Genomic DNA, 22,552 nt, shown 5'->3' with positions numbered 1-22,552 from the left:
TCCCGTGCCACCCGCGGTGTCAGCGCTTGCGCGCGACCCCGCCGTACATGGCGATGTCGGCGTCGTTGACCGTCCCGACCGCGTTCGGGTGGGGGTGCCAGTGGTGCACCTGGGTCACGCCCGGCTCCACCAGGTCCATCCCGTCGAAGAAGCGTTCCGCCTCGGCCCTGTTGCGCAGCCGCATCGGCATACCCCGCGCCTCGTACTCCCGCGCGACGCGGTGCACCTCGTCCGGGGCGAAGTCCGCCGTCCCGATCGACATCGCCAGGAAGCTCCCCGGGCACAGCGGCTCCAGCAGACGGTTGATGATGCCGTAGGCGTCGTCCTCGTCCAGCAGGAAGTGGACCATGGCGATCACGGTCAGCGCCACCGGCCGGTCCAGGTCCAGCGTCTCGGTGAACTCGGGAGCGGTGATGATACTCTCCGGGTCGCGCATGTCGGCGTCCACGTAGTTCGTCATCCCCTCGTCGCTGCTGGCCAGCAGCGCGCGGGCGTGCGTGAGGACGATGGGGTCGTTGTCCACGTAGACGATCCGGGATGCGGGGTCCACCCGCTGCACCACCTCGTGCAGGTTGGGCTCGGTGGGCAGCCCGGTACCGATGTCCAGGAACTGGCGGATCCCCTCCTTGGCGGCCAGGTAGTGGCCGACCCGGTTCATGAAGTACCGGTTGGCCTGCATGTGGATCGGCAGGGCCGGCCACTCCGCCATCATGGCCTTGGCAGCCTCCCGGTCGGGCTGGTAGTTGTCCTTGCCCCCCAGGATGCAGTCGTACACCCGGGCGGAGTGCGGCACGTCCAGACGCAGGTTCACCTGCCCCTGTTCCGCGTCCTTCAACCGGGACCCCTCTTGCCGTTTCGCGGACATGAACTCCACTCGCTTCCTCGACGCCTTGCCCCCCTCGCGTAGAGCCTAACGGGCGCACAACCGCCCGCACAGGGCGAGTGCGCAACACGCGTGCCTGGTTCCGGCGGCCGCGGAACCAGGCACCGGCCACGCACACGAGCGGCGCGGCCGACTGAGGATGCCCGCCGGCGGACTCCCGTGCTTATCCCGTACGCGCGAGGGCCTCCCCCACACCCTCCCGCACCGCGCGCCAGGCCGGATCCACCGACGCCGCCGGCAGTCGGGGATGCAGCCGGTTGGTGAGCAGGACGACGACCAGCCCGTCGCCGCGGTCGACGGCGAACTCCACCCCGGTGAAGCCGCTGTGCCCGACACCGCCCTCCCCGAGCCCGGCGATGCCGTCGAAACGGTGGGTCCAGAAGCCGAGGCCCTGCCCGGAGTGGAACGCGTCGCTGGTGAACTCGTCGACCGTCGGCCCGGCGAAGACCCGGCGGTGCCCGTAACCCCCGCCGTTGGCGAGGGTCTGCGCGAACACGGCGATGTCGCGCGCGGTGGTGAACAGCCCGGCGTGGCCCGCCACACCGTGGAACGCGTAGGCGGAGTTCCCGTCGTTCACCTCGCCCACGAGAGTGTGCTCCCGCCAGCCCTCGAAGTCCTCGACGCCGCGGTCCCCGAGTACGGGGTAGGGCTCCTCCGTCCCGATCATCCGCCGCTCGGTCCGGTTGCCGAGCGACGTCGCCGCGACCCCGCCGCGCCGCGGCCGGAACGCCGTGTTCACCATCCCGAGCCGGCGGTGCACCCTGCGGCGGGCGTAGGCGGACAGGGAGCGGCCGCTCGCGCGGCGCACGACCTCCCCGAGGAGCATGAAACCGAGGTCCGAGTAGTGCCTGCCGTCGCCGACGCCGTAACGCAGCGGGAGCCCGGTCACGTGGGAGACGGCGTCCTCGGGCGTGACGGCCCACAGGTAGGTGGGCTGCCACTCCCACAACCCCGCGGTGTGGGTGAGGAGCCTGCGCACGGTGACGGCCTCGGGCACGTCCGGGATCCAGCGCGCCACGGGCGCGTCCAGGGACACGGCGCCGTCGTCCACCAGCGCCATCACCGACGCGGTGGTGGCGAGGACCTTCGTGCAGGACGCCACGTCGACGAGGGTTTCCGGCCGCATCGGCCGGGGGTGGCGCAGCGGCACCTCGCCGCGGTGGGTCTGGGCGTGGCCGTAGGCCGTGTGCTTGGCGACGACGCCGCCCCTGGCGACGAGCAGCACGGCGCCGGGGAACGCCGCGTCCGGTCCCGGTCCCGTTCGGGCCGTGATCACGTCGTCGAGGGCGGCGAGGGCGTCGCGGCCCAGACCCGCCTCACCGGCACTGCCGGGGCGCAGCACCGGGAAGGTGCCGCTGGCCCGCGCGGGGCCGGGAACGAGTGCGCCCGCCGCCGCACCGCCCGCGGCGAGGAGAGCACGCCGGCGGCTGAGGGCTGGAAGCATGGCCGCCATCCAACCCCGGAACCGGGTGTGACGCAAGCAACACAGCACAGCGCGACGAGGCACCGCGACGCGGCGTCCCCGGGAGGGGCACCGCCTCCGGCCCGCCTCCGACGCGCTCACCCGCGCGTGGTCACACCTCCCCGCCCCACGCGCGCCACACCGGGTCCATCTCGGCGTCGGCGCGGAAGGTGCGGCGGGCCAGCGAACGCCACAACGCGCCCGGACCGGCCAGGTCGAGCCGACTGGGCCCGGTCGGCCCGTCGGGTACGCGGCCGAACAGACCCACCTGGCCGAGCACCCGCGCGGAGCCCACCAGACCGGGGAGTTCCCGTTCGTCGGGGTCGCGCGCGTCGAGGTCCTCCACGAGCATCTCCCGCCCCGCGTACTCCACACGGGTGGTGGCGCGCAGCGCACCGCCGCGTTCGCCCGTACGGCCCAGCACCAGGGTCTCGCGCCACAGCAGCTCCGCGCCCGAGGCGAGGTCCACGGCGACGTCGCGCGTGACGTCGGCGCCGTCGGCGACCACGAAGGAGGGTTCGTACCACGTCATGCGGGCGCCCTCGGCGAGGGTGACCCGGGCGCGCCACGCGGCCGCGCCGCCGCGCGCGTTGTAGGCCAGTGTCCCGTTGGGGTCGAGCAGGTCCAGCTCGGCGCCGGGACCCACCTCCACCCGGAGTTCGAGGTCGTCGCCGGCGCACAGGGCCGCCCGCACCCCGGTCAGCGCCACCCGCAGCGCGCTGCCGGGCCGCGACATCACGCAGGGCGCCAGGAAGGTGCCGGTCTCCAACGCGACGGGGCGGGTGCCGTCCCCGCCGCGTTCCACCGCCACCACGGTGGGTGCGCCGGCCGCCGACTCGTCCTCCGGGCGCGCCGTCAGCGGTGTCGTGGCGGCCATCAGTGGCTGTGCCCCGCGCCGTTGTGGCTGTGCGGCGCCATCGGTCCGGGATCGCGGGGGGTGTGCCGACCGTCGCGGTGGTCGGTGAGGACCCCGCGCACCCAGTCGTCCAGCCGCGCGGTCGTCGAGGCGTCGGTGCGGGACGCGGCGAGGACGGGCCGACCGTCGCGGGCCTTCTCCGCGTCGGCCACCATCCGCTCCACGTCCACCCCCACGTGCGGGGCAAGGTCGGCCTTGTTGACCACCAGCACGTCGGCGCGCGCGATTCCGGGGCCGCCCTTGCGGGCGACGTCGCCGCCGCCGGCCACGTCCAGGCAGAAGATCTGGGCGTCCACCAGGGCGGGGCTGAACGTCGCGGTGAGGTTGTCGCCGCCGCTCTCCACCAGCACGAGGTCCAGTGGCGCGAACCGCTCCTCCAGGTCCTCGACGGCGTCCAGGTTGGCGGTGGTGTCGTCGCGGATGGCGGTGTGCGGGCACGCCCCGGTCTCCACGGCGCGTATCCGCTCCTCTTCCAGCACGCCCGCCGAACGCAGGAACCGGGCGTCCTCGTCGGTGTAGATGTCGTTGGTGACCACCGCCATGGCGAGCTCGTCGGAGAGGTCGCGGCACAGGGTGGCGATGAGGGAGCTCTTTCCGGTGCCGACCGGTCCGGCGACCCCGAGGCGGAGGGTGCGGCGGTGCGCCGTGGCGGCCGGTGTCGGGGTGGTGGTGTCAGGCAACGAACAGCCTCCTCGTGGCGTGGGTGTGGTCGCCCGCCCACTGGTCGAGCTGAGGGCTGCAGCGGGCGGGCATGTCGGCGAGGGCGGTGGTCGCGGCGGCGGCCCGCGCGGCCTCGTCCAGTTCACCGGCGGCCTCGACCACCCACCGCACGGCGGTGTGCGGGTCGTCGGGCCGGAGTTTGAGCGCGGCCGAGGCGACGGTCTGGGCGTCCTCGTAGACCGCGACGCGGGCGAGCTGGGCCTCCGGTACGGCGAACGCGGCGCCCAGCGCCGCCAGGGCGACCGGACGCAGCACCCGCAGCCCCGGCGTGGCCGCGGCCGCCGTCCCGAGCGCCGCCACCGCGGGGTGGTCCGGCCGCAGGGAGGTGGCCAGCCGCTCCAGCCCGCGGCCGAGGGACGACGAGGCGTCCCGCAGTGCCCGGCTCGGTGTGCGGGCGGCCAGCGCCGCCTGCACCGGCCCGTAGTCGACCGGGTCGGTGCGGGCGGCGCGCAGGGCGAGCACGGCGGCCGCGGCCTCGGTGCGCGCGGTGCCCCGCGCCCGGGCGCGGATGTAGTCGGGGATGTCGCCGGTGTCCAGACCGGCGGCGAGCGCGGCCTCCAGCGTGGCGGAGTGGGCGTGCCCGCCGGTGGGCAGGCGCCCGTCCGCCAGCAGGAGCGCCCCCAGCTCCCCGGTGCCCTCGATCATGCGTTTCCTTCGGAGTCGGAGGTGCGGCGGCGCCGGGGTGGTCAGAACAGGCTGTAACGCTGGGCGAGGGGGAGCTCCGTCGCCGGGGCGTCGTCCTTGTCGGGCCGGACCTCGTGGCCGTCGATCGTGACCCGGAACGTCTCCGGGTCCACGGAGATGTCCGGCAGGGCGGAGTTGTTGGGCATGTCCGCCTTGCCGATGTCGCGCGTGTGGGTGACCGCCCGCAGTTCCCGGCTCAGGCCGAGCCCGTCCGCCACGCCGGCGTCGAGGGCGTAGGGCGAGACGAAGCTCACCGACAGCGCCCCCGCCGCCGAGGGCTGGGCGGCGAGGCCGCGCCGCAGCAGCATGGGTTGGGCGGTGGGGATGCTGGCGTTCGGGTCGCCCTGGGGCGCGTGGACCACGCTGCCGCCCTTGACGACAGCGGCGGGGCGGATGCCGAAGAAGGCGCGGTCCCACAGCGCCAGGTCGGCCATCTTGCCCGGTTCGACCGACCCCAGCTCGCCGTCGATGCCGTGCGCCACGGCGGGGCAGATCGTGTACTTGGCGACGTAGCGGCGGGCCCGCTCGTTGTCGGCGGGCAGGGCGGACGGCAGCGCGTGGCGGTTCTTCATCACGTGCGCCACCTGCCAGGTGCGGCAGACGACCTCACCGATACGGCCCATGGCCTGGGCGTCGGAGGAGGTGATGGACATGGCGCCCATGTCGTGCAGGAGGTCCTCGGCGGCCATGCTGGTGTCGCGGATGCGGGAGTCGGCGAACTGGATGTCGGCCGGGACCTTGCGGTTCAGGTGGTGGCACACCATGAGCATGTCGCGGTGCTCGGCCACCGTGTTGCGGGTGAACGGCAGGGTGGGGTTGGTGGAGCCGGGCAGGACGGACTCCTGGCCCGCGACCGTGATCACGTCGGGCGCGTGCCCGCCGCCGGCCCCCTCGGAGTGGAACACGTGGATGCCGCGGCCGCCGATGGCCGAGATGGTGTCCTGGACGTAGCCGGCCTCGTTCAGGCTGTCGGCGTGCAGCGCCACCTGCAGCCCGAACGCGTCGGCGGCCTTCAGCGCGGCGTCGATCGCGGCCGGGGTGGCTCCCCAGTCCTCGTGGACCTTGTAGCCGCCGGCGCCGGCCAGCGCCTGCTCCCGCAGCGCCTCGGCGCCGACGGTGTTGCCCTTGCCCAGCAGCAGGAGGTTGACCGGGACGCCGTCCAGGGCCTGGTGGGTGCGGGCGAGGTTCCAGGGGCCGGGGGTGACGGTGGTGGCCTTGCTGCCCTCGGCGGGTCCGGTCCCGCCGCCGATCACGGTGGTGGTGCCGGTGGAGAGCGCCTCCTCCAGCGAGTCGGTGTTGAGGAGGTGGACGTGGCTGTCCACGGCGCCCGCGGTGAGGATGCGGCCCTCCCCGGAGAGGACCTCGGTTCCCGGCCCGATCACGAGTTCGGGGTCGCAGCCGTCCATGATGTCGGGGTTGCCGGCCTTGCCGAGGGCGGTGATCCGGCCGTCCCGGACGCCCACGTCGGCGCGGACGATCCCCCAGTGGTCGAGTACGACCGCGTTCGTGATGACCAGGTCGAGCGCTCCGCCACTGGCGGGCACGGTGCTCTGCAGCATCGACTCGCGGACGGACTTGCCGCCGCCGAACACGGCCTCGTCACCGCCGACGCAGCGGTCCTCCTCGACCTCGACCCACAGGTCGGTGTCGGCCAGCCGCATCCGGTCACCGGCGGTCGGCCCGTATGTCGCCGCGTACTGGGCGCGTTTGATCTCACTCACCAGAACCCCTCCCGACCGTGTTGGCCACCTGCAGACCGGCGACCTTCCGGGCGCCGCCGAACGCCACGATGTCCATCCGCTTCTCGTCTCCGGGCTGGAACCGGATCGAGGTTCCGGCGGCGATGTCGGCGTGGAAACCGGTGACGGAGACCTCCTCCGGTTCCTCGTCGTCGTCATCGGAGAAAGCGAAGAACCGCAGGGCACGGTTGATGTCGGCGAGGTGGATGTGCGATCCGACCTGAACCGGCCGGTCGCCGTCGTTGCGCACCACCACGGTGTGGGTCTCGCGGCCGTTGTTCAGGTCGACGACCCCCGCCTCCGTACGGAGCTCGCCGGGGTGGACGGTGGTGGGCCGTTCGGGGCCGGAGCGGATGGGCCGGTCCAGCGTCACCAGCTTGCGCCCGTCCGGGAACGTCGCCTCGACCTGGACGTACTCCACCATGTCGGCGACGCCGTCCATGACCTCGTCGGCGCGCAGGACGTCGACGCCCTCCTTCATCAGCTGCGCGACGGTCGCCCCCTCACGCGCGCGCTCCATCATCCAGCAGGACAGCAGCGCGACGGCCTCCGGGTAGTTCAGCAGCACGCCGCGCTCCCGCCGGTCGCGGGCCACCATGCCGGCCGTGCTCAACAGCAGTTTCTCCGTGTCGGACGGAGTCAGGAACATCATTCCTCCCCACGGCGCGCGTGGACATACGCCACCCCGTCATCGTGGCTGGTTCCGAATAAGTCGTGTTTTCCGACTTATTGCCTCAATGTAAACCCGTTCGCAGAGAACCTTTCGGCGGGTCCCATGTCACGGAACATGAACGGATAAAAACAAAAAGTAACTGCTTTCCCCGGGCGCGGCAACCGCGCCGATCCCGGCAGGGGCGACGGAGGCGCGTGTCCGATCCGACTTTCCGCACACTCCGCGAGGCACCGCGGCCAGCGACGGCAACCGCCCCCGTAAAGCTCCCGCGCGGGAGACCCACGTCGAAACCAGCCGGAAATGGAAGAAACAATGAATCTCCCCCACCGGGCATAAAAGCGCAGAAACGATTTCCGCCCCCGGATTCCCCGACGAGGTCACGGCCCACGCCCGGTCAGGGGTCGCACCGCTCCCTCACGCCTCGGACGGAGCGGTTCAGCACCACGATCCCCCGCACCTCCATAGCGGCCAGGAAAACCACGCAGAACACGGCCGCGGCCCACCACGCCCGGTTCTGTCCGGACGAACCGAGCGCCACGAGGGTGGCGGGCACCAGAAGCCGCAGCAGGGAGCCGCACACGAACCTCCGGCGCCTGGCCAGGAGCCAGTGGTAGTCCACCAGCGCCTGCTCGGGCTCGGAGAGTCTCCGGTACTCGATCGCCCGCTTCGCCCGCGGCGGGAGGGAGCCAAGCTGGGACATGCGGTAGGAGCGGAACGAGTACAGCGCCCCCAGGCATCCGCCCAACGCACCAACGACGGCGACGAGGAGCCCGATGTCGACTCCGCCCTGGACCATCCCGCCACCACTCCTCCCGCTCGCCTGCCACGGGAAGCGGCCGCAACCGCCCTCCCGGCCACACACCGCCTGTGGGAAGAACCCCGCCGGGGAACCTACCCCAACCCCGTTCCTCCCTCCGGTACGGCCCGCGACACCTGGGAGGGGACTCACGTCCGGCGGTGCGGGGAACAGCCTCTCCCGGACCCGAGAAAGGAGAGGAAGCGTTGGGCAGACAGGGATTCGGCGGTCTGCTGTCGGACGAGCAGTGGGCAAGGTTCCTGAAGGCCGGAAACACACGGCGCCACCGGGCGGGGACGACCATCATCCACCAGGGCGACCAGGACAGTGCGGTGTTCCTCCTCGTGGAGGGCACGGTCAAGGTGTCCACGGTACGCGCCGACGGGACGCACACCCTGCTGGCGCTGCGCGGCCCCGGGGAGTCCCTCGGGGAACTGTCCGCGCTGTCCGGCCTGCCCCGAACGGCGACGGTGTCGGCCGCGGGAGGCGACTGCCTCACCCGTGTGCTGAGCAGCGCGCAGTTCCGCCTACTGGCGCAGAACATGGGATTGGAGAGCGCGCTGTGGAAACACGCAGTGACCCGGCAGAGCGAGAGCGAGTCCCTGCGCGCGGAGCTCACGGCGCTTCCCGCGCGACAGCGGCTCGCCGCCGCGCTGCTGCGGTTGGCCAGCCTCTCCGGTGCCGACATCGAGGGAGCGCACGCCGCAGGACCAGCGGGCAACGGCCACGGGGTGATGCTCAGGCTCGGCCTCTCCCAGAAGGAGCTCGGCGACTCGATCGCCCTCTCCCGGACCTCGGTGTCGACGGAGTTCACCAGACTGCGCTCGCTGGGAGTGATCCGCACGGGGCGCCAGCACATCGCTGTCCTCGACGTGGGGCGGCTCCGGCGGCTGGCCCAGGGGGAGGAGTGATCCACCTTCCGGACATTCCCCCGCTGTGTTCAGTTCTGAACACAGGCAAGCGCCGGCTCCTGTGAGTCTCGGGGGTGCGCGGTCACGACCGGGCCGCGCACCCCCGACTCCAAGGAGCCACTGTGACAGGCGGATTCCCGACATCACGCGCAAGTTCGCCCATGCCCTCCTACCACGCGGTTCTGGCGGTGGACACCGAGAAGTACACCCGCACCTCCTCACACCACCAGCAGATCCTCAGCAGCACCCTCCGCCGCGTACTGGCCCGGGCGTTCGAGCGCAGCGGCCTGGACCACATCTGGCGCGAGGCGCGTTTCCCGCAGAGCACCGGCGACGGCTACCTGGTCGGAGTCCCGCCGGAACACCTCCCCTCCCTGATCCACCCCCTGTTGGACAACCTGCAGTTCGAGCTGGAGGAGACCCAGTCCGAGCTGGCCTCCCACGACCGTGAACTGCGGTTGCGGCTGCGGGCGAGCCTCGAGCTCGGCCCGCTTCCGGACAGTGGTGGGACAGGGCCGGTCGACGGCATCGGCCAGGCGATGAACGACACCCACCGGCTGCTCGACTCGGCGCGTCTACGCCAGGCACTGGACCAGTCCCACCCGGACATCACCCTCCTCACGGCCATGCTGTCGCGGCGCGTGTACGAGGACGCGGTCCTCGGCGGCTACGTCGGCGTGAACGAGCTCCTGTTCCAGCCCGTGCACGTGCACACCCCGGAGAAGGAATACGAGGCCGAGGGGTACCTCTACGTTCCCCGACCCTCCGAACGGGACTCCGGGGGCGGTCCCGCTCCCGAACGAGCGCCCGCGCCACAGGAGCCATCCGGAGACGCGGCGGCGAACACCGACCACCCCGCCCCCGCCCCTTCCGCCCCGGACAGCGCCGCGGCGAACGCGCGGGACGGTTCCCACCAGATCGTGCAGGGCCAGACGATCCACGGTGCGGTGCGCATGACCAACACCGACAACTCGCGCACCCAGCGAGGCGGCGTCGGCAGCATCTCGGGCGGTGTCGGTTCGGTGGTCACCGACCCGCAGGCCCCCGTACACACGGGAAGCGGAGAGCAGCACAACGGTCCGCAGTTCGGCAACACCGGCAGCGTCAACTACGTGGGTGGCGACAACTCCGGCACCGTCCGCGGGGACACCACAGTCGACTCCGAGCACGACGACGAGGCGGACGGTCGGCAGTGACCGCGATGGCACCCGAACCGGAAACCGAACCGCCCCGCGGCGGCGTGGGCTCCGTGTCCGGCGGCGCGGACACCGTCCTCACCGACCCCCGGGCTCCGACGCACACGGGCGAGGGTCCGCAGATCAACGCTGTGCTACCGACGGAGGAGCTGCGTGACTACCTGGGCGACGTCCTGTCCCGGAACACGGGCCGAGACCACGTACCCGGCCGTGTAACAGCCGAGCACCTCCGCCGCGTCCGCTGCTGTTTCGTACCGCCGCCCGGGTACGCGGAGGCGCTCAGCGTACTGTCCGCCTCCCGGCTCCTGTTCCTCTCCGGCAGGCCCGGCAGCGGCCGGCGGGGCTCGGCCCTCCGGGCGCTGCAGGAGGTGGGCCCGCCCTCCCCGTCCGTTCGGGAGCTTCCGGACGGGGACGAGCAGCCCTACCTCCACGCCCAACGGGTCGCCGCGGAGGAGTCGTTGCTCCTGGACGTGTCCGCGCACGGCGGCGACGCGCTGCTGGGAGAGGTCCAGAACGAGCTGGCCGCCTACCGGGACGAGGTCAACGCCCGCTTCGGGCACCTGGTGGTCGTCCTCGCCCCGGAGCAGGAGAGACTACTCCGCGACGACCTCCGCTTCTCGCTCCGCCGGATACACCCGCCGGACAAACGCGAGGTCCTCCGCCGGCACCTGTCCCATCTCGACGTTCCCTTCCCGGACGGGGAACTGGACGGGGAGCAGGTGCGGTCCTGGCTGCACTCGGCGGGAACGGGAGAGACGGCCGAACTGGCCGACCTCGTCCGGCGCGCCGAACGGGAAGGGGCCGGGGAGGGGTCCTTCCGGGCGTGGTTGGATGAGGCCCAGCACGCGCTGGCCGACTGGGACCGGGAGGTGGCCGAGCAGGTCGAGCGCTTCACCACGAGTCGGCAGCGGGCGGTGCTGTTCTCCGCGGCGATGCTCCACGGGCTGCCCGTCGAACGCGTGTTCACCGCGGCGGAGGGGCTGCTGCACCGTGTGTCCGCGCCCGACGACGAGTGCCCCGTGCTGGAACGCCGCGGGTTCTCCGCCCAGCTGCACGAGCTGGGCGCCCGGGTGGACGGCGAACGCCGCGTCTCGTTCGCGGACCTGGACTACGACGCCGCCGTGCGCAACCGGTTCTGGGACGACTTCCCCGACCTGCGGGACAGCTTCGGGAACTGGGTGTCGGAGTTCCTGCGCAAGCACCGGCTCCCCGACGACGAGCGGAGCTGTCTGGTCACGCGGCTCGCCGAACTGTACCTGCGTTCCCGCCAGGTGGACTCCCTGTTCACCGTCGTGGAGCGCTGGGCCCGGCAGGACACGGCGGGTCGCGGCGCGCGCGGCGGCGCCCGGCAGGCGTTGGAGCTGTTACGGCTCATGCTGGAGGACGAACGCTCAGCGTGGGAAACCCGGCGCAGGCTGCGGGAGTGGGCCGCGGACCGGGACCTCTCCCCCGCGCTCGCCGAGGTGCTGCTGGTGGTGTGCGAGCGGGTCCTGGTGCGCACCCATCCGGAGCAGGCCATCGTGCGCATGCACCACCTGGCCCGCAACGGCACGGAACGGGTCTCCGGGGAAGCGGCGCGGGCGCTGGTGGAACTCGCGCGCGGCAGCCCCGAGCGGCGCCGGATGTTGTTCGCCCGCCTGGCGGAACGCCTCACGGCCGAACGTGCGGGGAAACCGGAGGGGGTCCGCAACTCGGACGTCGCCCTGGTGTGGCGCGTCGGTTCCCCCGAGGTCGTCGCCGCCGACGGACGGCTCCCCCGCCCGAAGGAGCACGACCTCGTCGTGGCCGCCACGACTTCGGCCATGGCGGCCGACACGGAGGGGGCACGCCACCACACGGAACGCTGGCTGGACGCCTGCGCCCGGGACCAGCGCCTGGACGCGCAGCTGTCCGCGTTGGCGGCGGCCGCCCGCGGGGCGGGGTGCGCAGCGACCGTGTACACCACGGCGCGCCGGTGGGTACTGGCGGGCGGCGACCGCGCGGAGCGGAGCACACGCCGCCGGAGCGCGCTTCAGCTCGTCGGGTGGCTCAACGGGCGCGGTCCTGCCGCCCGCACGCGCGACGAAGGACACCGACGAGAGGCAAGGGAAGAGAGTGTGACATGAGCAAGGAGAACCGCACGTGGGTGGCGGCGGGCGCCGCGGCCGCGGCTGTGGTGGTGCTCTCCGCCGTGTTCGCCGGGTGGTGGGCCCTGCTCTGGGCACCAGCGCTACTGGCGCTCGTGGGGATTCCCGCCCTGCTGTTCCACCTCTCCCGGCACGAGGACCCCGTTCCCGTTCCGGTCAACGCGGGTCCCGCCCAGGAACACCACGTGGCCGCCGACGCCTCTCCCGCGCCGCAGCGCAAGCACCTGTCACAGGTCCCCCTGCCGAGCGCCCACCAGGACTACGACTTCCTCTTCTCCGCCGTCGTGCACTGGCGGGCGCACGCTCCCCTGAACGCGGGGACCCAGGGGATGGCCACCAGCCTGGTACTGGACCGGGCCGGCACGCTGACCAGGGGCGAGGCGCCCGAGGAGTACGGGGTGGTGCGCCACCGCGTGTCAGCGGCGCTGGGGGAGGTGATCCCGCTCGAACAGGGGATGCTGGAGGTGTGGGCCGAGGACGTGCGGGTGGAACTGCGCGAGGAGGACGCCCAGCGGCTGAACCGCATCCGCGACCTCCGCAAGGACGAGGAGCTGCGGGAGCAGGAACGCGAGGTCGAACGCAGCCAGCGGAACTACCTGGGCAACGACGTCCTCGCCGACCCCGGACAGGCGGTGGTGTGGTGGTTGTCGCGGGACTCGCAGCGGATCGATGAGACGGTCGACCGGATCGGCACGCTGTCCCGGTTGTCAGCCGCGGCGAGCGGCAACGACATCCCGCGCCTCTACCGGGAGCTGGTGGCGGAGCTGGCGGGTTCCGGGGACCTCGGGGACGGACCGGACGGCATGGGAACCGGGCCCGGCAGCGGCGCCGGCGCGTTCTCCACAGGCGGCCCGGGCTCCGGTCCCCGCGACGGCGGGGACGGTGCCTCGGCCGAACGGGAGGACGACCCGTTGGATCTCCTCCGGGCACTGGTGGCGACCATGACCTCCGGTGCCGGCGGGTACGAGGAGGAGCAGGTCGTCGACCAGCTCGCCGTGCTGCTGGAGGGCAGCGGCCTGTCGGAACTGGCGCGGCGGTTCCGGGAGTCCTACGCCGTGGACAACGCGTGGGAGGAGGAAGAGCCTCCCCTGTTCGACGTTCCTCCCCGCACCGGCTCCCCCACCGCACCGGAGGACTCGGACGCCCGGGAGCACGGCGACGGTTCGGACACCGCCCAGCGCGACGCGGAAGCAGGCGGGGCGGAGCCGGACGGATCGGATGACAAGCCGCCGCGCGAGGGCGACGTCTCCGAGCTTCCATCAGGCACCGGGCACTGACCGGTGCTCCGCCGCACTCACACCGAACCGGGTGCCGCCCCTGCGTTCCGGGGCGGCACCCGCTGTTACCGGCCCGGACCACGCCCTGGGACAGGACCGGATCATCCTCCCCGACACCTCGCCCCCGGAGGAATGCTGTCCTTCCACCACGGGTTGACCTCAAGTCAAGTTGAGGGGTCAGGGTGATCGTGGATCCGATCCGAGCCCCCGGAGAACCGAGCCCGGGGCGGCACCTGTCCAGAACGGAGCACGCCATGGCAGCACGAGGGAAAATCCTGGTCACCGGGGCGACCGGCAACGTGGGGCACCACATCGTCTCCCAGCTGCGCGCCCGGGGCACCGACTTCCGCGTCCTCACCCGCGATCCCGCCAGCGCCGCGCTTCCCGACGGGGTCGAGGCCGTCGGCGGCGACCTGGCGTCGCCCCAGGCACTGGAACCCGCGCTGGAGGGGGTGGACACCGTGTTCCTGCTGTGGCCATTCCCTTCGGCCGACGGCGTCGAGGCCCTCATCGACACGATCGCCCGGCACGCGCGCCGCGTCGTCTACTTCTCCGCCATGGGCGCCCCCGGGGAGCCCGAGCCCGAGACCCCTGGAGTGTGGGGGCGTATCGAGCGGGCGATCCGGGACGCCGGACTGGAATGGACTTTCCTGCGCGTCGGCGGTCTGGCGGTCAACACGCTCGGGTGGGCCGACGACATCCGCCGGTACGGGGCCGTCCGGTGGTCCTACGGCGGGGCGGGGCGTTCGCTCGTCCACGAGCGCGATGTCGCCGACGTCGCGGTGCTGGCCCTCACCGAGGAGGGGCACACCGGCAGCACGTACAACCTCACCGGGCCCGAGGTGCTCACCCAGGCCGAGCAGGCCCGCACCATCGGTGAGGCAATCGGAAGCCCGGTGCGCTGGGAGGAGCTCTCCCGGGAGGAGACCCGGCAACGGTTCCTCGCCCACGTCGGCGACCCGGGCTTCGCCGAGCAGGCGCTCGACACCTGGGCGGCGATGGTCGACAACCCGGAACCGGTCACCGCGGACGTGGCCGAGGTCACCGGCCGCCCGGCCCGCACGTTCCGGGAGTGGGCCGTCGACCACGCCGAGGACTTCCTCCCCGCCGCGGCGACGGTCTGACCCGTTCGGGTTCTCCCGGGTCGACGCGGGCGGTCGGCCGTTCCGGGACGGTACGGTGCCGTCCCGGAACGCGCCGCCGGCCCTGACCACGGAACCGGGGGCGGGACGCGCCCGCACCGCGCCGTTGCCGGGTTTCCGGGTTCCCTAACCGAACCCGTCACGGTTGGCGCGTACGAAATCGCGGAACGAGCGGGCCGGGCGGCCCGTGAGCCGTTCCACCTCCGGTGAGACGTGGTCCTCCGCCCCTTGGCTGATGTCCCGGTCGAACCCCGCGAGCGCGCTGGCGAAGGGATCGGGCATACCGGTCTCGCGATAGCTCCGGGCCAGGTCCTCCGCCGACACGTCGCGATGGTGTACCGGCTTCCCCGTGGCGTCGCCGATGATCGACGCTGCCTGGGGGTAACTGAGTGTTTCCGGCCCGGTGACGAACCGCTCGCCGCTGGCGATCTCCGGAGCGAGCAGCAGTCGCGCCGCCACGGCCGCGATGTCGGCGGCATCGACCCACCCGAGTCTGCCGTCTCCGGCGGCCGTGCGGATCTCACCGTGCTCGCGGATCCCGGCTGCCACGGGGTGTGCTCCCACGAAGTTCTGCATGAATCCGGAAGGGCGCAGCACCGCCCACTCCGGGAACTCGCGGGCGACGAACCGGAGTTCCGCCAGCCCGGGAGCGTCGGCCAGCACCGCGGAGGAGCTCAGCACCACCACGCGGCGCACACCCTCCGCGTGCGCCGCGTCGAGGAAGGGCCGCACCATCGGCATGGGGTCGACGGAGAGGAGGGGCGGCACCAGGTAGAGGCGCTCCACGCCACGCACAACAGGGCGGTGGGATCCCGGGTCCGCCCAGTCGAAGAACGCGCCCTCCCGCCCCGGGGTGCGGCTCGCGACCCGGATGTCGGATCCGTGTTCGCGCAGCTCCGCGGCGAGCGGGTGTCCCGTCTTCCCGGTACCACCGGTGATCAGGACCGTCATGCGGAAACCTCCTCGCGCAGCGCGTCCGCCAACCCGTTGAGGTCCCCGCGTGCTCTCGCCGCCTGCACCGGGCTCCAGTAGTCGCGGTACACCACGATGCGCCCTTCCCGCACCGTGAGTACCACGACGTAACTCATCTCGTAGGGGCTGCCCGTGGCGACGGTCCGCCCCACGGCGGTGAACTCGGCCACGGCCGTGGCCGGGTCACGCGTCCGGTGCGACAGGACCGACGGGAAACCGGTGACGTCGTACAGGTCCGGGTAGCCGGACAGGTACTCGCGCACCGCCTCCCGGCCCACGAGCCGCGCGGGAGCCCCCGCCGTGGCGAACGGGAACTCGGCCACCCCGTCCGGCGCCCACAGGTCGGCGACCCCGTCCATGTCCTTCGCCAACAGGAGATCCAGCATCCGCTGGAACACCTCGTCCGCGGAACGTGGCATGGCGTTACCTCCGCTCATCGTCGTAGTGGCCCCATCCTCCGGCAGCGGAACGCGGACGGGAACGGCCGCGTTAGCCCCGGACCAGCGGTCCGGGGCTAACGCCACCGAGGGCTGGCATGGTGGTGAGTGTGGACGGACAGGAACTCGCCGGTTTCCTGCGGAGCTGCCGCGAGGCACGGCAGCCCGCCGATGTCGGGATGGAGCTGCGCCGCGGTGGGCGGCCGCGGCGCACTCCGGGACTGCGGCGCGAGGAGGTGGCCGATCTCGCCGGTGTGTCGGTGGACTACTACGAACGGTTGGAGCAGGCCCGCGCCTCGCACCCGTCATCGCAGGTGGTCGACGCGCTCGCGGACGCGTTGCGGCTCCCCGGGCCGCAGCGGGGGCATCTGTTCCGGCTCGCCGGATACGCACCGCCGCCACGCCACACGGCACCGGATCCCCTCCCGGGAGGGGTCATCGCCCTGCTCGACCGCCTCACCGACATGGCGGCCTACGTGTGCGACGCGCGGTACGACGTACTCGCCTGGAACACCATGGCCTCCGCCCTGATCGCGGACTTCGCCGCGCTGCCCCCGGAGGAACGCAACGTGCTACGGATCGCCGCGCGCGGGGGAAACACGGTGTGCCGGGGCGCCCCGGGACAGGAGGGGGCCTTCGCCAGGCAGGCCGCCGCGGAACTGCGCGGGGCGGCGGCACACCACCCCCGCGACGCCCGGCTCGCCCGCCTGGTCGAGGAGTTCGGCCACCACCACCCGGAGTTCGCGGACAGTTGGGCGCACCACGAGGTGGGAACGACCCCCGCGCTGCGTAAACACCTCACGCATCCCGAGCTCGGCACGCTGGAACTCGACTGCCAGACACTGCGCTTCCCCGACAGCGACCTGCGACTGGTGCTGTACAGCGCGGAACCCGGGACCGACACGCACGACCGGCTGGCCCGGCTGCGTCCGGACCCGAGCGAACCGTCCGCCTCGCGGACATAGCCCCGGCGCCGCGTCCGCGGCCGGCCGGAACGTGACGGCGCACGGGTACGGCCCCGGGCTCCCGCGTCCGCTCTCCGCCGGGCGCCCCGGTCCGGCGGCCTCCACCGCGTCGTGCCCGCCGCGGCGTTCGCCCGCGCACCGGGTTGTGCCACGTGTCGGCATTAGGATCTATGCGTCCCGTAATGAGAGGAACCGTGGTGACGATCCGTATCGCGCACCGGCCGGCCCGGACCGTGTACCCGCCTCCGCAACAGGACCCCTACGAGGTGGAGGCGCCGCCGACCCTGCCCGACGGGAACGCGCAGACGAACCCGCTCATGACCATCCTGCCGATGGTCGGCATGATGTCGTCGCTGACCATAATGATGGTGCTGCGCAACCCGGCGTTCATGGCCCTCGGGGCGGTGGTTCTCGTCGTGGCTGTGCTCGCCGCCCTGGGGATGCTGCTCTCCCGGCGCGGCCAGTCCGCCCGGCAGCGCCGCAACCAGCGGGAGCTGTACCTGGAGTACCTGGAGGAGCTGCGCGAGGACCTCAACGCGTGGGAGAACGAGGCCCGCGCCCACGCGCGCCAGCTCGACCCCCCGCCGGAGGCGCTGTACGACATCGTGCGCGACCCCACCCGGTTGTGGGAGCGCCGCCGCAGGGACCGGGACTTCCTGCGGGTACGCGCCGGCACGGGCGTCATGCCGGGACGGCCGCTGCAGCTGGCCGAGCGCGGCACCGCGCTGTCCCCCAACGACCCGTTCATGCTCTCCGAGGCCCGTGCGGCGATCCGGCGGTTCGAGACGGTGCCGGACATGCCGTTCACCGTCCCCCTCGACATGGCGGGGGACGTCAGCGTGGTCGGGGAACGCGCCGACGTCCTGCGGCTGGTGCGGGCGCTGCTCGCCCAGTTCGGCGCCTTCCACGCCCCGGAGGACGCGGCACTGGCGGTGGCCTACCCCGAGTCGCGCTCCGGGGACTGGGACTGGGTGAAGTGGCTGCCGCACGTGCTGGACCGGCAGCGTCGCGACGGCGGGACGAACACCCGGCTGGTGGCCTCCACCCCCGCGAAGCTGGGGACACTGCTCGCCGACGAGCTGCGCACCCGCACCGACTTCGCCGCCGAGGTGCGGCGCGGCCTCGGCAAACGCGAGGCCTACCGGATGATGCGCCGGCTGCTGGTGGTGCACGACACCCACGGCGGCCTCGCCCAGGAACTCGCGCGGCCCGACGAGGACGTGTCGCCCGCCGCCCTCGGCGCGACCGTCCTCCACCTGGTGGGTGAGCAGGTCGCCGAACCGGGGGAGGTCAACATCCGGTTGACGGTCTCCGGCGACCGGGTGCGCATGGAGGACCTGCGCTCCGAGGACCCTCCGGTGCTGACCGCCGCCGTGGACGACGTCGCCGCGGCCGTCCTCGACGGGTTGGCGCGGATGCTGTCCCCGCTGCGGCTGTCGCGGGAGTCGGCCGAGGAGGCGGCCGTGGAGAACGGCAGCGCGGACTTCCCCACCATGCTGGGGGTGGGGGACCCGGGCGACATGGACGTGGCGCGGCTGTGGGAACCGCGCGGGGAGCGCATGTTCCTTCGGGTCCCCGTCGGCGTGGACGACATGGGGCAACCGATCATCCTGGACCTGAAGGAGTCGGCCCAGCTCGGCATGGGACCGCACGGGCTGTGCGTGGGCGCCACCGGGTCCGGGAAGAGCGAGCTGCTGCGGACCCTGGTGCTGGCGCTGGCCACCGCCCACCCGCCCGAGGACGTCAGCATGGTGCTGATGGACTACAAGGGCGGGGCGACGTTCGCGCCGTTCGAGGGGCTGCCGCACGTCGCGGGGATCATCACCAACCTGGAGGACGACGCCGCGCTGATCGAACGCGCCTACGCGAGCCTGTCCGGGGAGGTGCAGCGCCGCCAGCAGGTGCTGCGGGACGCAGGCAACGTGGCCAGCATCGGCGACTACGCCCGCAGGCGCGAGCAGGACCCGAGCCTGCCGCCGCTCCCCCACCTGCTGGTGATCATCGACGAGTTCGGCGAGCTGCTGACCGCCCGGCCCGACTTCATCGAACTGTTCCTGTCCATCGGGCGGATCGGCCGCAGCATCGGGGTGCACCTGCTGCTGTCCAGCCAGCGGATCGAGGGCGGCAAGCTGCGCGGGTTGGACACCTACCTGTCCTACCGGTTGGGGTTGCGCACCTTCTCCGAGGAGGAGAGCCGCACCGTGCTGGACAGCCCGGACGCGTTCCACCTGCCCTCCCTGCCCGGGTTCGGGTACCTGAAGGTGGACACCACCGTCTACCAGCGGTTCAAGGCCAGCTACGTCTCCGGCGGGTACCGCGGGCCGGTCGCCGCGAAGGAGGAGCGGTCGCAGGAGCGGCGCCCCCGGCCGTTCCCCTACCCCGCCCACAACGCGGGCGGGAGCCCGCTGGGGGACGAACCGGCCGCGGCGGAGCACGGCGGCGGTGAGGAGCTGCCGGAACGCACCGCCGGCCCCACACTGCTGGACGTGATGGTGGACCAGCTGTCCCGTGCCGGTAACCCCACGCGCAGCGTCTGGCTGCCGCCGCTGCCGCAGGCGACCACGCTGGACGCGGTCACCGGAGAGCCCGAGGTCGGTGAGGCGGGCATGCGTCTTCCCTCCGACGTGTCACCCCTCGAGGTTCCCGTGGGGGTGCTGGACGACCCCGGAAGGCAGTGGCAGGGCCTGTGGAGCCTGGACCTCGCGTCCTCCGGCGGCCACATGGCCGTCATCGGCGGGCCGCAGACCGGAAAGACGACGCTGCTGCGCACCATGGTGCTGTCCCTGGCACTCACCCACACCCCGAGCCAGGTCGCGGTCTACGCCCTCGACCTGGTGGGCGGCGGACTGCAGCCCCTGTCCGAGCTGCCGCACGTCGGCGGGGTGGCGCTGCGCACCGACAGCGAACGGGTGCGGCGCACCGTGGAGGAGCTGCGGGGGATGCTGGAACACCGCGAGGAGGTGTTCCGGAAGCGGGGCATCGACTCGGTGCAGCGGCTGCGCCGCATGCACGCCCGCGGCGAGGTTCCGGAGATCCCCTGCACGGACGTGGTGCTGTGCGTGGACGGGTTCGGGGAGATCCGCGACGACTTCGAGGAGATCGAGGACATGGTCTCCGACCTGCTGCAACGCGGCGGCGGGTACGGCATCCACGTCGTGGCGGCGATGCTGCGCTGGAACGACGTGCGGATGACCATGCAGTCCAACTTCGGGCAGAAGGTGGAGCTGCGGCTGAACGACCCCTCGGACTCCTCGGTGGACCGCAAGCTCGCCGAGACCATCAGCACCGACACCCCGGGCCGGGCGCTGACCGAGCGGAAACTGTTCGCCCAGGTGGCGCTGCCCCGGATCGACTCCCAACCAGACGGGCAGAACCTGGGCGAGGTGGTCGAGAAGACCGCCCGCACCGTCAACGGGGCGTGGCGGGGGCCGGGCGCACCGCCCGTGCGCACCCTGCCGCTGCGGCTGCCCGCCAGCACACTGCCCGGGCCGGACGAGGAGGACCGGCGGGTGCCGATCGGGGTGGACGAACGCGCACTGGATCCCGTGCCGCTCGACCTGTTCGACCGCGACCAGAACCTGCTCGTGCTGGGCGACGGCGAGTGCGGGAAGACCAACGTGCTGCGGCTGGTCGCCGAGGGGCTGATGGCCCGTTACGGCCCCGGCCAGGTGGTGTTCGCGGTGATGGACCCGCGGCGGACGCTGCGCGAGGCCATCCCCGAGCCCTACCTGGGCGGTTACGCCAGCAACGCGCGCGTGTGCGGCGGTCTCGCGGGCGGTGTCGCCAAGGAGCTGGAGGGGCGGATGCCGGACGACGCCGAGACGGACTCCCCCGGCGGTTCCACCACCGAACCCCGCATCGTGGTGCTCGCCGACGACTACGACGTGCTCACCACGGCCGGGCAGAAGCCGCTCGCGCCGTTCGTGCCGTTCGTCCCCAACGGGCGCGATATCGGGTTGCACTTCGTGGTCGCCCGCCGGGTCGCCGGGGCCAGCCGCGGAATGTACGACCCGCTGGTGCAGGCCGTGCGGGAGAGCGGCACCACCTCCCTGCTCATGTCCGGCGACCGCGGCGAGGGGCAGCTCTTCCCGCGGGTGTACGCCAACGCCCAGCCGCCGGGGCGGGGGCGGTGGATCCAGCGCGGCAAGTCCCCCCGCCTCGTGCAGACCGCACTGTTCGACCCGGACGAGGAGGACACGTGACCCACGACGTGGTGGCACTGGTGCGGGAGTCCCCCACCATGCGGACCCTGGCCGACGCGATGGTGGACACCGGCCCCGACCTGCGGGTGCGGGAGGCGGGCGGCGGCGCGCTCCTCCAGCTGCACCGGGGTGACGGCGTCGCCCTGGTGAGTATCGAGGCCGCCCGCCGGGTCGACGTACCCGGCGAGGTGGCGCGGCTGCTCGGCTCCCGCGTCGCCGCCCGCATGCCCGAACCGTGCTGGTGGGTGGAGGTGCGGGCCTCCAGTACCGAGGAGGCGGCGGCGGAGCTGGCCCACCGGTTCGCCGACAGCCTCACCGCCAGGGTGGGCGGCACCGTGTGGCCCGAACGGGAGGGAGAGGACCGGTGACGGCACGGCACCCCGCGGTGGACCACAGCACCACCGGCGCGCTGGTCGCCCTCCAGGAGCGGCCCGTGGTTTGGTTCTCCTCGTGGCTGGCCGACGCGGTCTCGGCCAGCGCCGCGAACAGCCAGGGGCTGCAGGTGGTGACCCCCGCCCACTCCCGCGTCACGTTCCCGCTGCGCACCGTGCTGACCAAACCCGGCGGCCGGTGGGTGGTGCGCGAGTCCGACGGCAGCGGCCACTACGACGGCCTCACCGGCGTTCCTCTGGTGTGGGACGACGACGCGGGCTACGTCACCGCTCCCGAACACCGCCTCCCGGACTCCGGGAAGAGGGAGGGAAAGGCCGCGGCCGCACCGTCGCCCACCTTCCGCGCGGGAGCATCCGAGCTGGGCGGCCACCTCCTCCTCGACCTGCGGCTGCTGCACCCGGCCACGGAGGACCTCAGGCTCGGCGGCGCGGCGGAGTCGCTGTCACGCACGTTCGCCGGCGCCGCTCCGGCCGGGTGGGGAACGAGCGAACCGGCGCTGGCGGTGTGGGACCGGGACGGTCTCACCGCGCTGTGCCGCCAGCGGGCCCCGCAGCCGACCTGGACGGTGCTCGTCGGTCCCGAGGGCCGCCCGTTCCTCGGGACCCAGCGGGTGTCGCGCGTCCGCTCCGGGGTGAAGGAGAGCCTCACGGTCATGGCGGCCCGCTCCGCCGGGGAGGAGCTCCCGCTCGGCAGCCTCCCCGAGGTGGTTCGGGAGTTCGCCGGGCAGGGAACGCTGCAGAGCCTGACGGCCTACCGCCTGCCGGGCCGCCCGGACGGGACCTACGAGCCCCGCGCCCCCTCCCTGCCGGTGCCGGTGGGGATGGCCGTCGGCCCGGAGGGCGTCGCCGAGGCGGGCCTGGCCCACGCGCTGGACGCCCCCAGCACGGGGCACCGCCTGGGGCCGTCGATGTTTCCCGCCGTGTGGTTCCCCCTGGGCAGCGGCACCGACCCGGCGGCGTGGCGTCGGCTGGACGAGCTGCTGCGCCACTTCCGCCCCGACGGGGGCCAGCCCGCCTGACCGGGAGCGGGACGGGACCGGTTCCGGACTCTGCCGGCGG

Annotated in this window: 19 protein-coding genes; 9 read left to right on the top strand and 10 right to left on the bottom strand. The window is 72.9% G+C overall.

Translation table 11 applies throughout. From position 1 onward, the window contains the following. Nucleotides 1-19 precede the first annotated feature (19 nt). From FHX37_RS00340 to FHX37_RS00305, 8 genes are all read right to left on the bottom strand, one after another. Nucleotides 20-865: an SAM-dependent methyltransferase gene (locus FHX37_RS00340; protein WP_141921485.1), complete on the bottom strand. Its 846-nt coding sequence runs from the start codon at nucleotides 863-865 to the stop codon at nucleotides 20-22. A 181-nt stretch (nucleotides 866-1,046) separates the two neighbouring features. Further along, entirely contained in the window at nucleotides 1,047-2,327 is a 1,281-nt protein-coding gene (locus FHX37_RS00335) for a serine hydrolase domain-containing protein (protein WP_141921484.1), read from the bottom strand. Between the two features lie 130 nt (nucleotides 2,328-2,457). After that, on the bottom strand, nucleotides 2,458-3,222 hold the full coding sequence (locus FHX37_RS00330) for an urease accessory protein UreD (protein WP_141921483.1): 765 nt from the start codon (nucleotides 3,220-3,222) through the stop codon (nucleotides 2,458-2,460). Next, nucleotides 3,222-3,941, bottom strand: a complete 720-nt coding sequence (gene ureG / locus FHX37_RS00325; protein ID WP_141921482.1) for an urease accessory protein UreG — start codon at nucleotides 3,939-3,941, stop codon at nucleotides 3,222-3,224. Before ureG ends, FHX37_RS00330 begins: the two co-directional genes overlap by 1 nt. Then, nucleotides 3,934-4,626 carry an urease accessory protein UreF gene (locus FHX37_RS00320; protein WP_141921481.1) on the bottom strand — a complete coding sequence of 231 codons (693 nt, stop codon included), beginning with the start codon at nucleotides 4,624-4,626 and terminating at the stop codon, nucleotides 3,934-3,936. The genes ureG and FHX37_RS00320 overlap by 8 nt, the downstream gene beginning before the upstream one ends. Before the next feature lie 41 nt (nucleotides 4,627-4,667). After that, on the bottom strand, nucleotides 4,668-6,386 hold the full coding sequence (locus FHX37_RS00315; protein WP_141921480.1) for an urease subunit alpha: 1,719 nt from the start codon (nucleotides 6,384-6,386) through the stop codon (nucleotides 4,668-4,670). Next, nucleotides 6,379-7,056, bottom strand: coding sequence for an urease subunit gamma (ureA, locus tag FHX37_RS00310; RefSeq protein ID WP_246061957.1), 678 nt, complete (start codon nucleotides 7,054-7,056; stop codon nucleotides 6,379-6,381). The genes FHX37_RS00315 and ureA overlap by 8 nt, the downstream gene beginning before the upstream one ends. Nucleotides 7,057-7,471: 415 nt before the next feature. Continuing rightward, the gene (locus FHX37_RS00305; RefSeq protein WP_141921479.1) at nucleotides 7,472-7,873 is read right to left on the bottom strand and encodes a hypothetical protein; all 402 of its coding nucleotides are present in this window, start codon (nucleotides 7,871-7,873) and stop codon (nucleotides 7,472-7,474) included. A gap of 206 nt (nucleotides 7,874-8,079) precedes the next feature. On the opposite strand from FHX37_RS00305, the gene FHX37_RS00300 reads away from it, so the two are divergent. The 5 genes from FHX37_RS00300 to FHX37_RS00280 all read left to right on the top strand — a co-directional run bounded on the left by FHX37_RS00300 (nucleotide 8,080) and on the right by FHX37_RS00280 (nucleotide 14,507). Then, nucleotides 8,080-8,784 carry a Crp/Fnr family transcriptional regulator gene (locus tag FHX37_RS00300; protein WP_141921478.1) on the top strand — a complete coding sequence of 235 codons (705 nt, stop codon included), beginning with the start codon at nucleotides 8,080-8,082 and terminating at the stop codon, nucleotides 8,782-8,784. A 161-nt stretch (nucleotides 8,785-8,945) separates the two neighbouring features. Then, a complete protein-coding gene (locus FHX37_RS00295; RefSeq protein WP_211351710.1) occupies nucleotides 8,946-9,980 on the top strand; it encodes a hypothetical protein in 1,035 nt (344 codons plus the stop codon). After that, a complete protein-coding gene (locus FHX37_RS00290) occupies nucleotides 9,977-12,085 on the top strand; it encodes a hypothetical protein (protein WP_141921477.1) in 2,109 nt (702 codons plus the stop codon). Before FHX37_RS00295 ends, FHX37_RS00290 begins: the two co-directional genes overlap by 4 nt. Further along, complete coding sequence (locus tag FHX37_RS00285; protein WP_141921476.1) at nucleotides 12,082-13,383, top strand: ICP22 family protein; 1,302 nt, start codon at nucleotides 12,082-12,084, stop codon at nucleotides 13,381-13,383. Before FHX37_RS00290 ends, FHX37_RS00285 begins: the two co-directional genes overlap by 4 nt. 254 nt (nucleotides 13,384-13,637) lie before the next feature. Further along, the gene (locus tag FHX37_RS00280; protein WP_141921475.1) at nucleotides 13,638-14,507 is read left to right on the top strand and encodes an NAD(P)H-binding protein; all 870 of its coding nucleotides are present in this window, start codon (nucleotides 13,638-13,640) and stop codon (nucleotides 14,505-14,507) included. 144 nt (nucleotides 14,508-14,651) lie between these two features. Here FHX37_RS00280 and FHX37_RS00275 read toward each other — a convergent pair whose 3' ends face one another. Further along, the gene (locus tag FHX37_RS00275) at nucleotides 14,652-15,476 is read right to left on the bottom strand and encodes an NmrA family NAD(P)-binding protein (RefSeq protein ID WP_141921474.1); all 825 of its coding nucleotides are present in this window, start codon (nucleotides 15,474-15,476) and stop codon (nucleotides 14,652-14,654) included. Further along, entirely contained in the window at nucleotides 15,473-15,916 is a 444-nt protein-coding gene (locus FHX37_RS00270; RefSeq protein ID WP_141921473.1) for a nuclear transport factor 2 family protein, read from the bottom strand. Before FHX37_RS00270 ends, FHX37_RS00275 begins: the two co-directional genes overlap by 4 nt. Before the next feature lie 128 nt (nucleotides 15,917-16,044). Here FHX37_RS00270 and FHX37_RS00265 point away from each other — a divergent pair, with 128 nt between their 5' ends. The 4 genes from FHX37_RS00265 to FHX37_RS00250 all read left to right on the top strand — a co-directional run bounded on the left by FHX37_RS00265 (nucleotide 16,045) and on the right by FHX37_RS00250 (nucleotide 22,512). Then, a complete protein-coding gene (locus tag FHX37_RS00265) occupies nucleotides 16,045-16,899 on the top strand; it encodes a helix-turn-helix transcriptional regulator (RefSeq protein ID WP_141921472.1) in 855 nt (284 codons plus the stop codon). Nucleotides 16,900-17,096: 197 nt separating this feature from the next. Next, nucleotides 17,097-21,101 (top strand): type VII secretion protein EccCa, encoded by a 4,005-nt coding sequence (gene eccCa / locus FHX37_RS00260; RefSeq protein ID WP_141921471.1) that lies wholly within the window; start codon nucleotides 17,097-17,099, stop codon nucleotides 21,099-21,101. After that, nucleotides 21,098-21,469, top strand: a complete 372-nt coding sequence (locus FHX37_RS00255) for a hypothetical protein (protein ID WP_141921470.1) — start codon at nucleotides 21,098-21,100, stop codon at nucleotides 21,467-21,469. Before eccCa ends, FHX37_RS00255 begins: the two co-directional genes overlap by 4 nt. After that, the gene (locus FHX37_RS00250; protein ID WP_141921469.1) at nucleotides 21,466-22,512 is read left to right on the top strand and encodes a DUF6177 family protein; all 1,047 of its coding nucleotides are present in this window, start codon (nucleotides 21,466-21,468) and stop codon (nucleotides 22,510-22,512) included. The genes FHX37_RS00255 and FHX37_RS00250 overlap by 4 nt, the downstream gene beginning before the upstream one ends. Nucleotides 22,513-22,552 lie beyond the last annotated feature (40 nt).

The organism is Haloactinospora alba (assembly GCF_006717075.1).
Lineage (GTDB): Bacteria > Actinomycetota > Actinomycetes > Streptosporangiales > Streptosporangiaceae > Haloactinospora > Haloactinospora alba.
The sequence above is the reverse complement of the archived record's forward strand: the minus strand, read 5'-3'. Positions and strand labels throughout refer to the sequence as shown.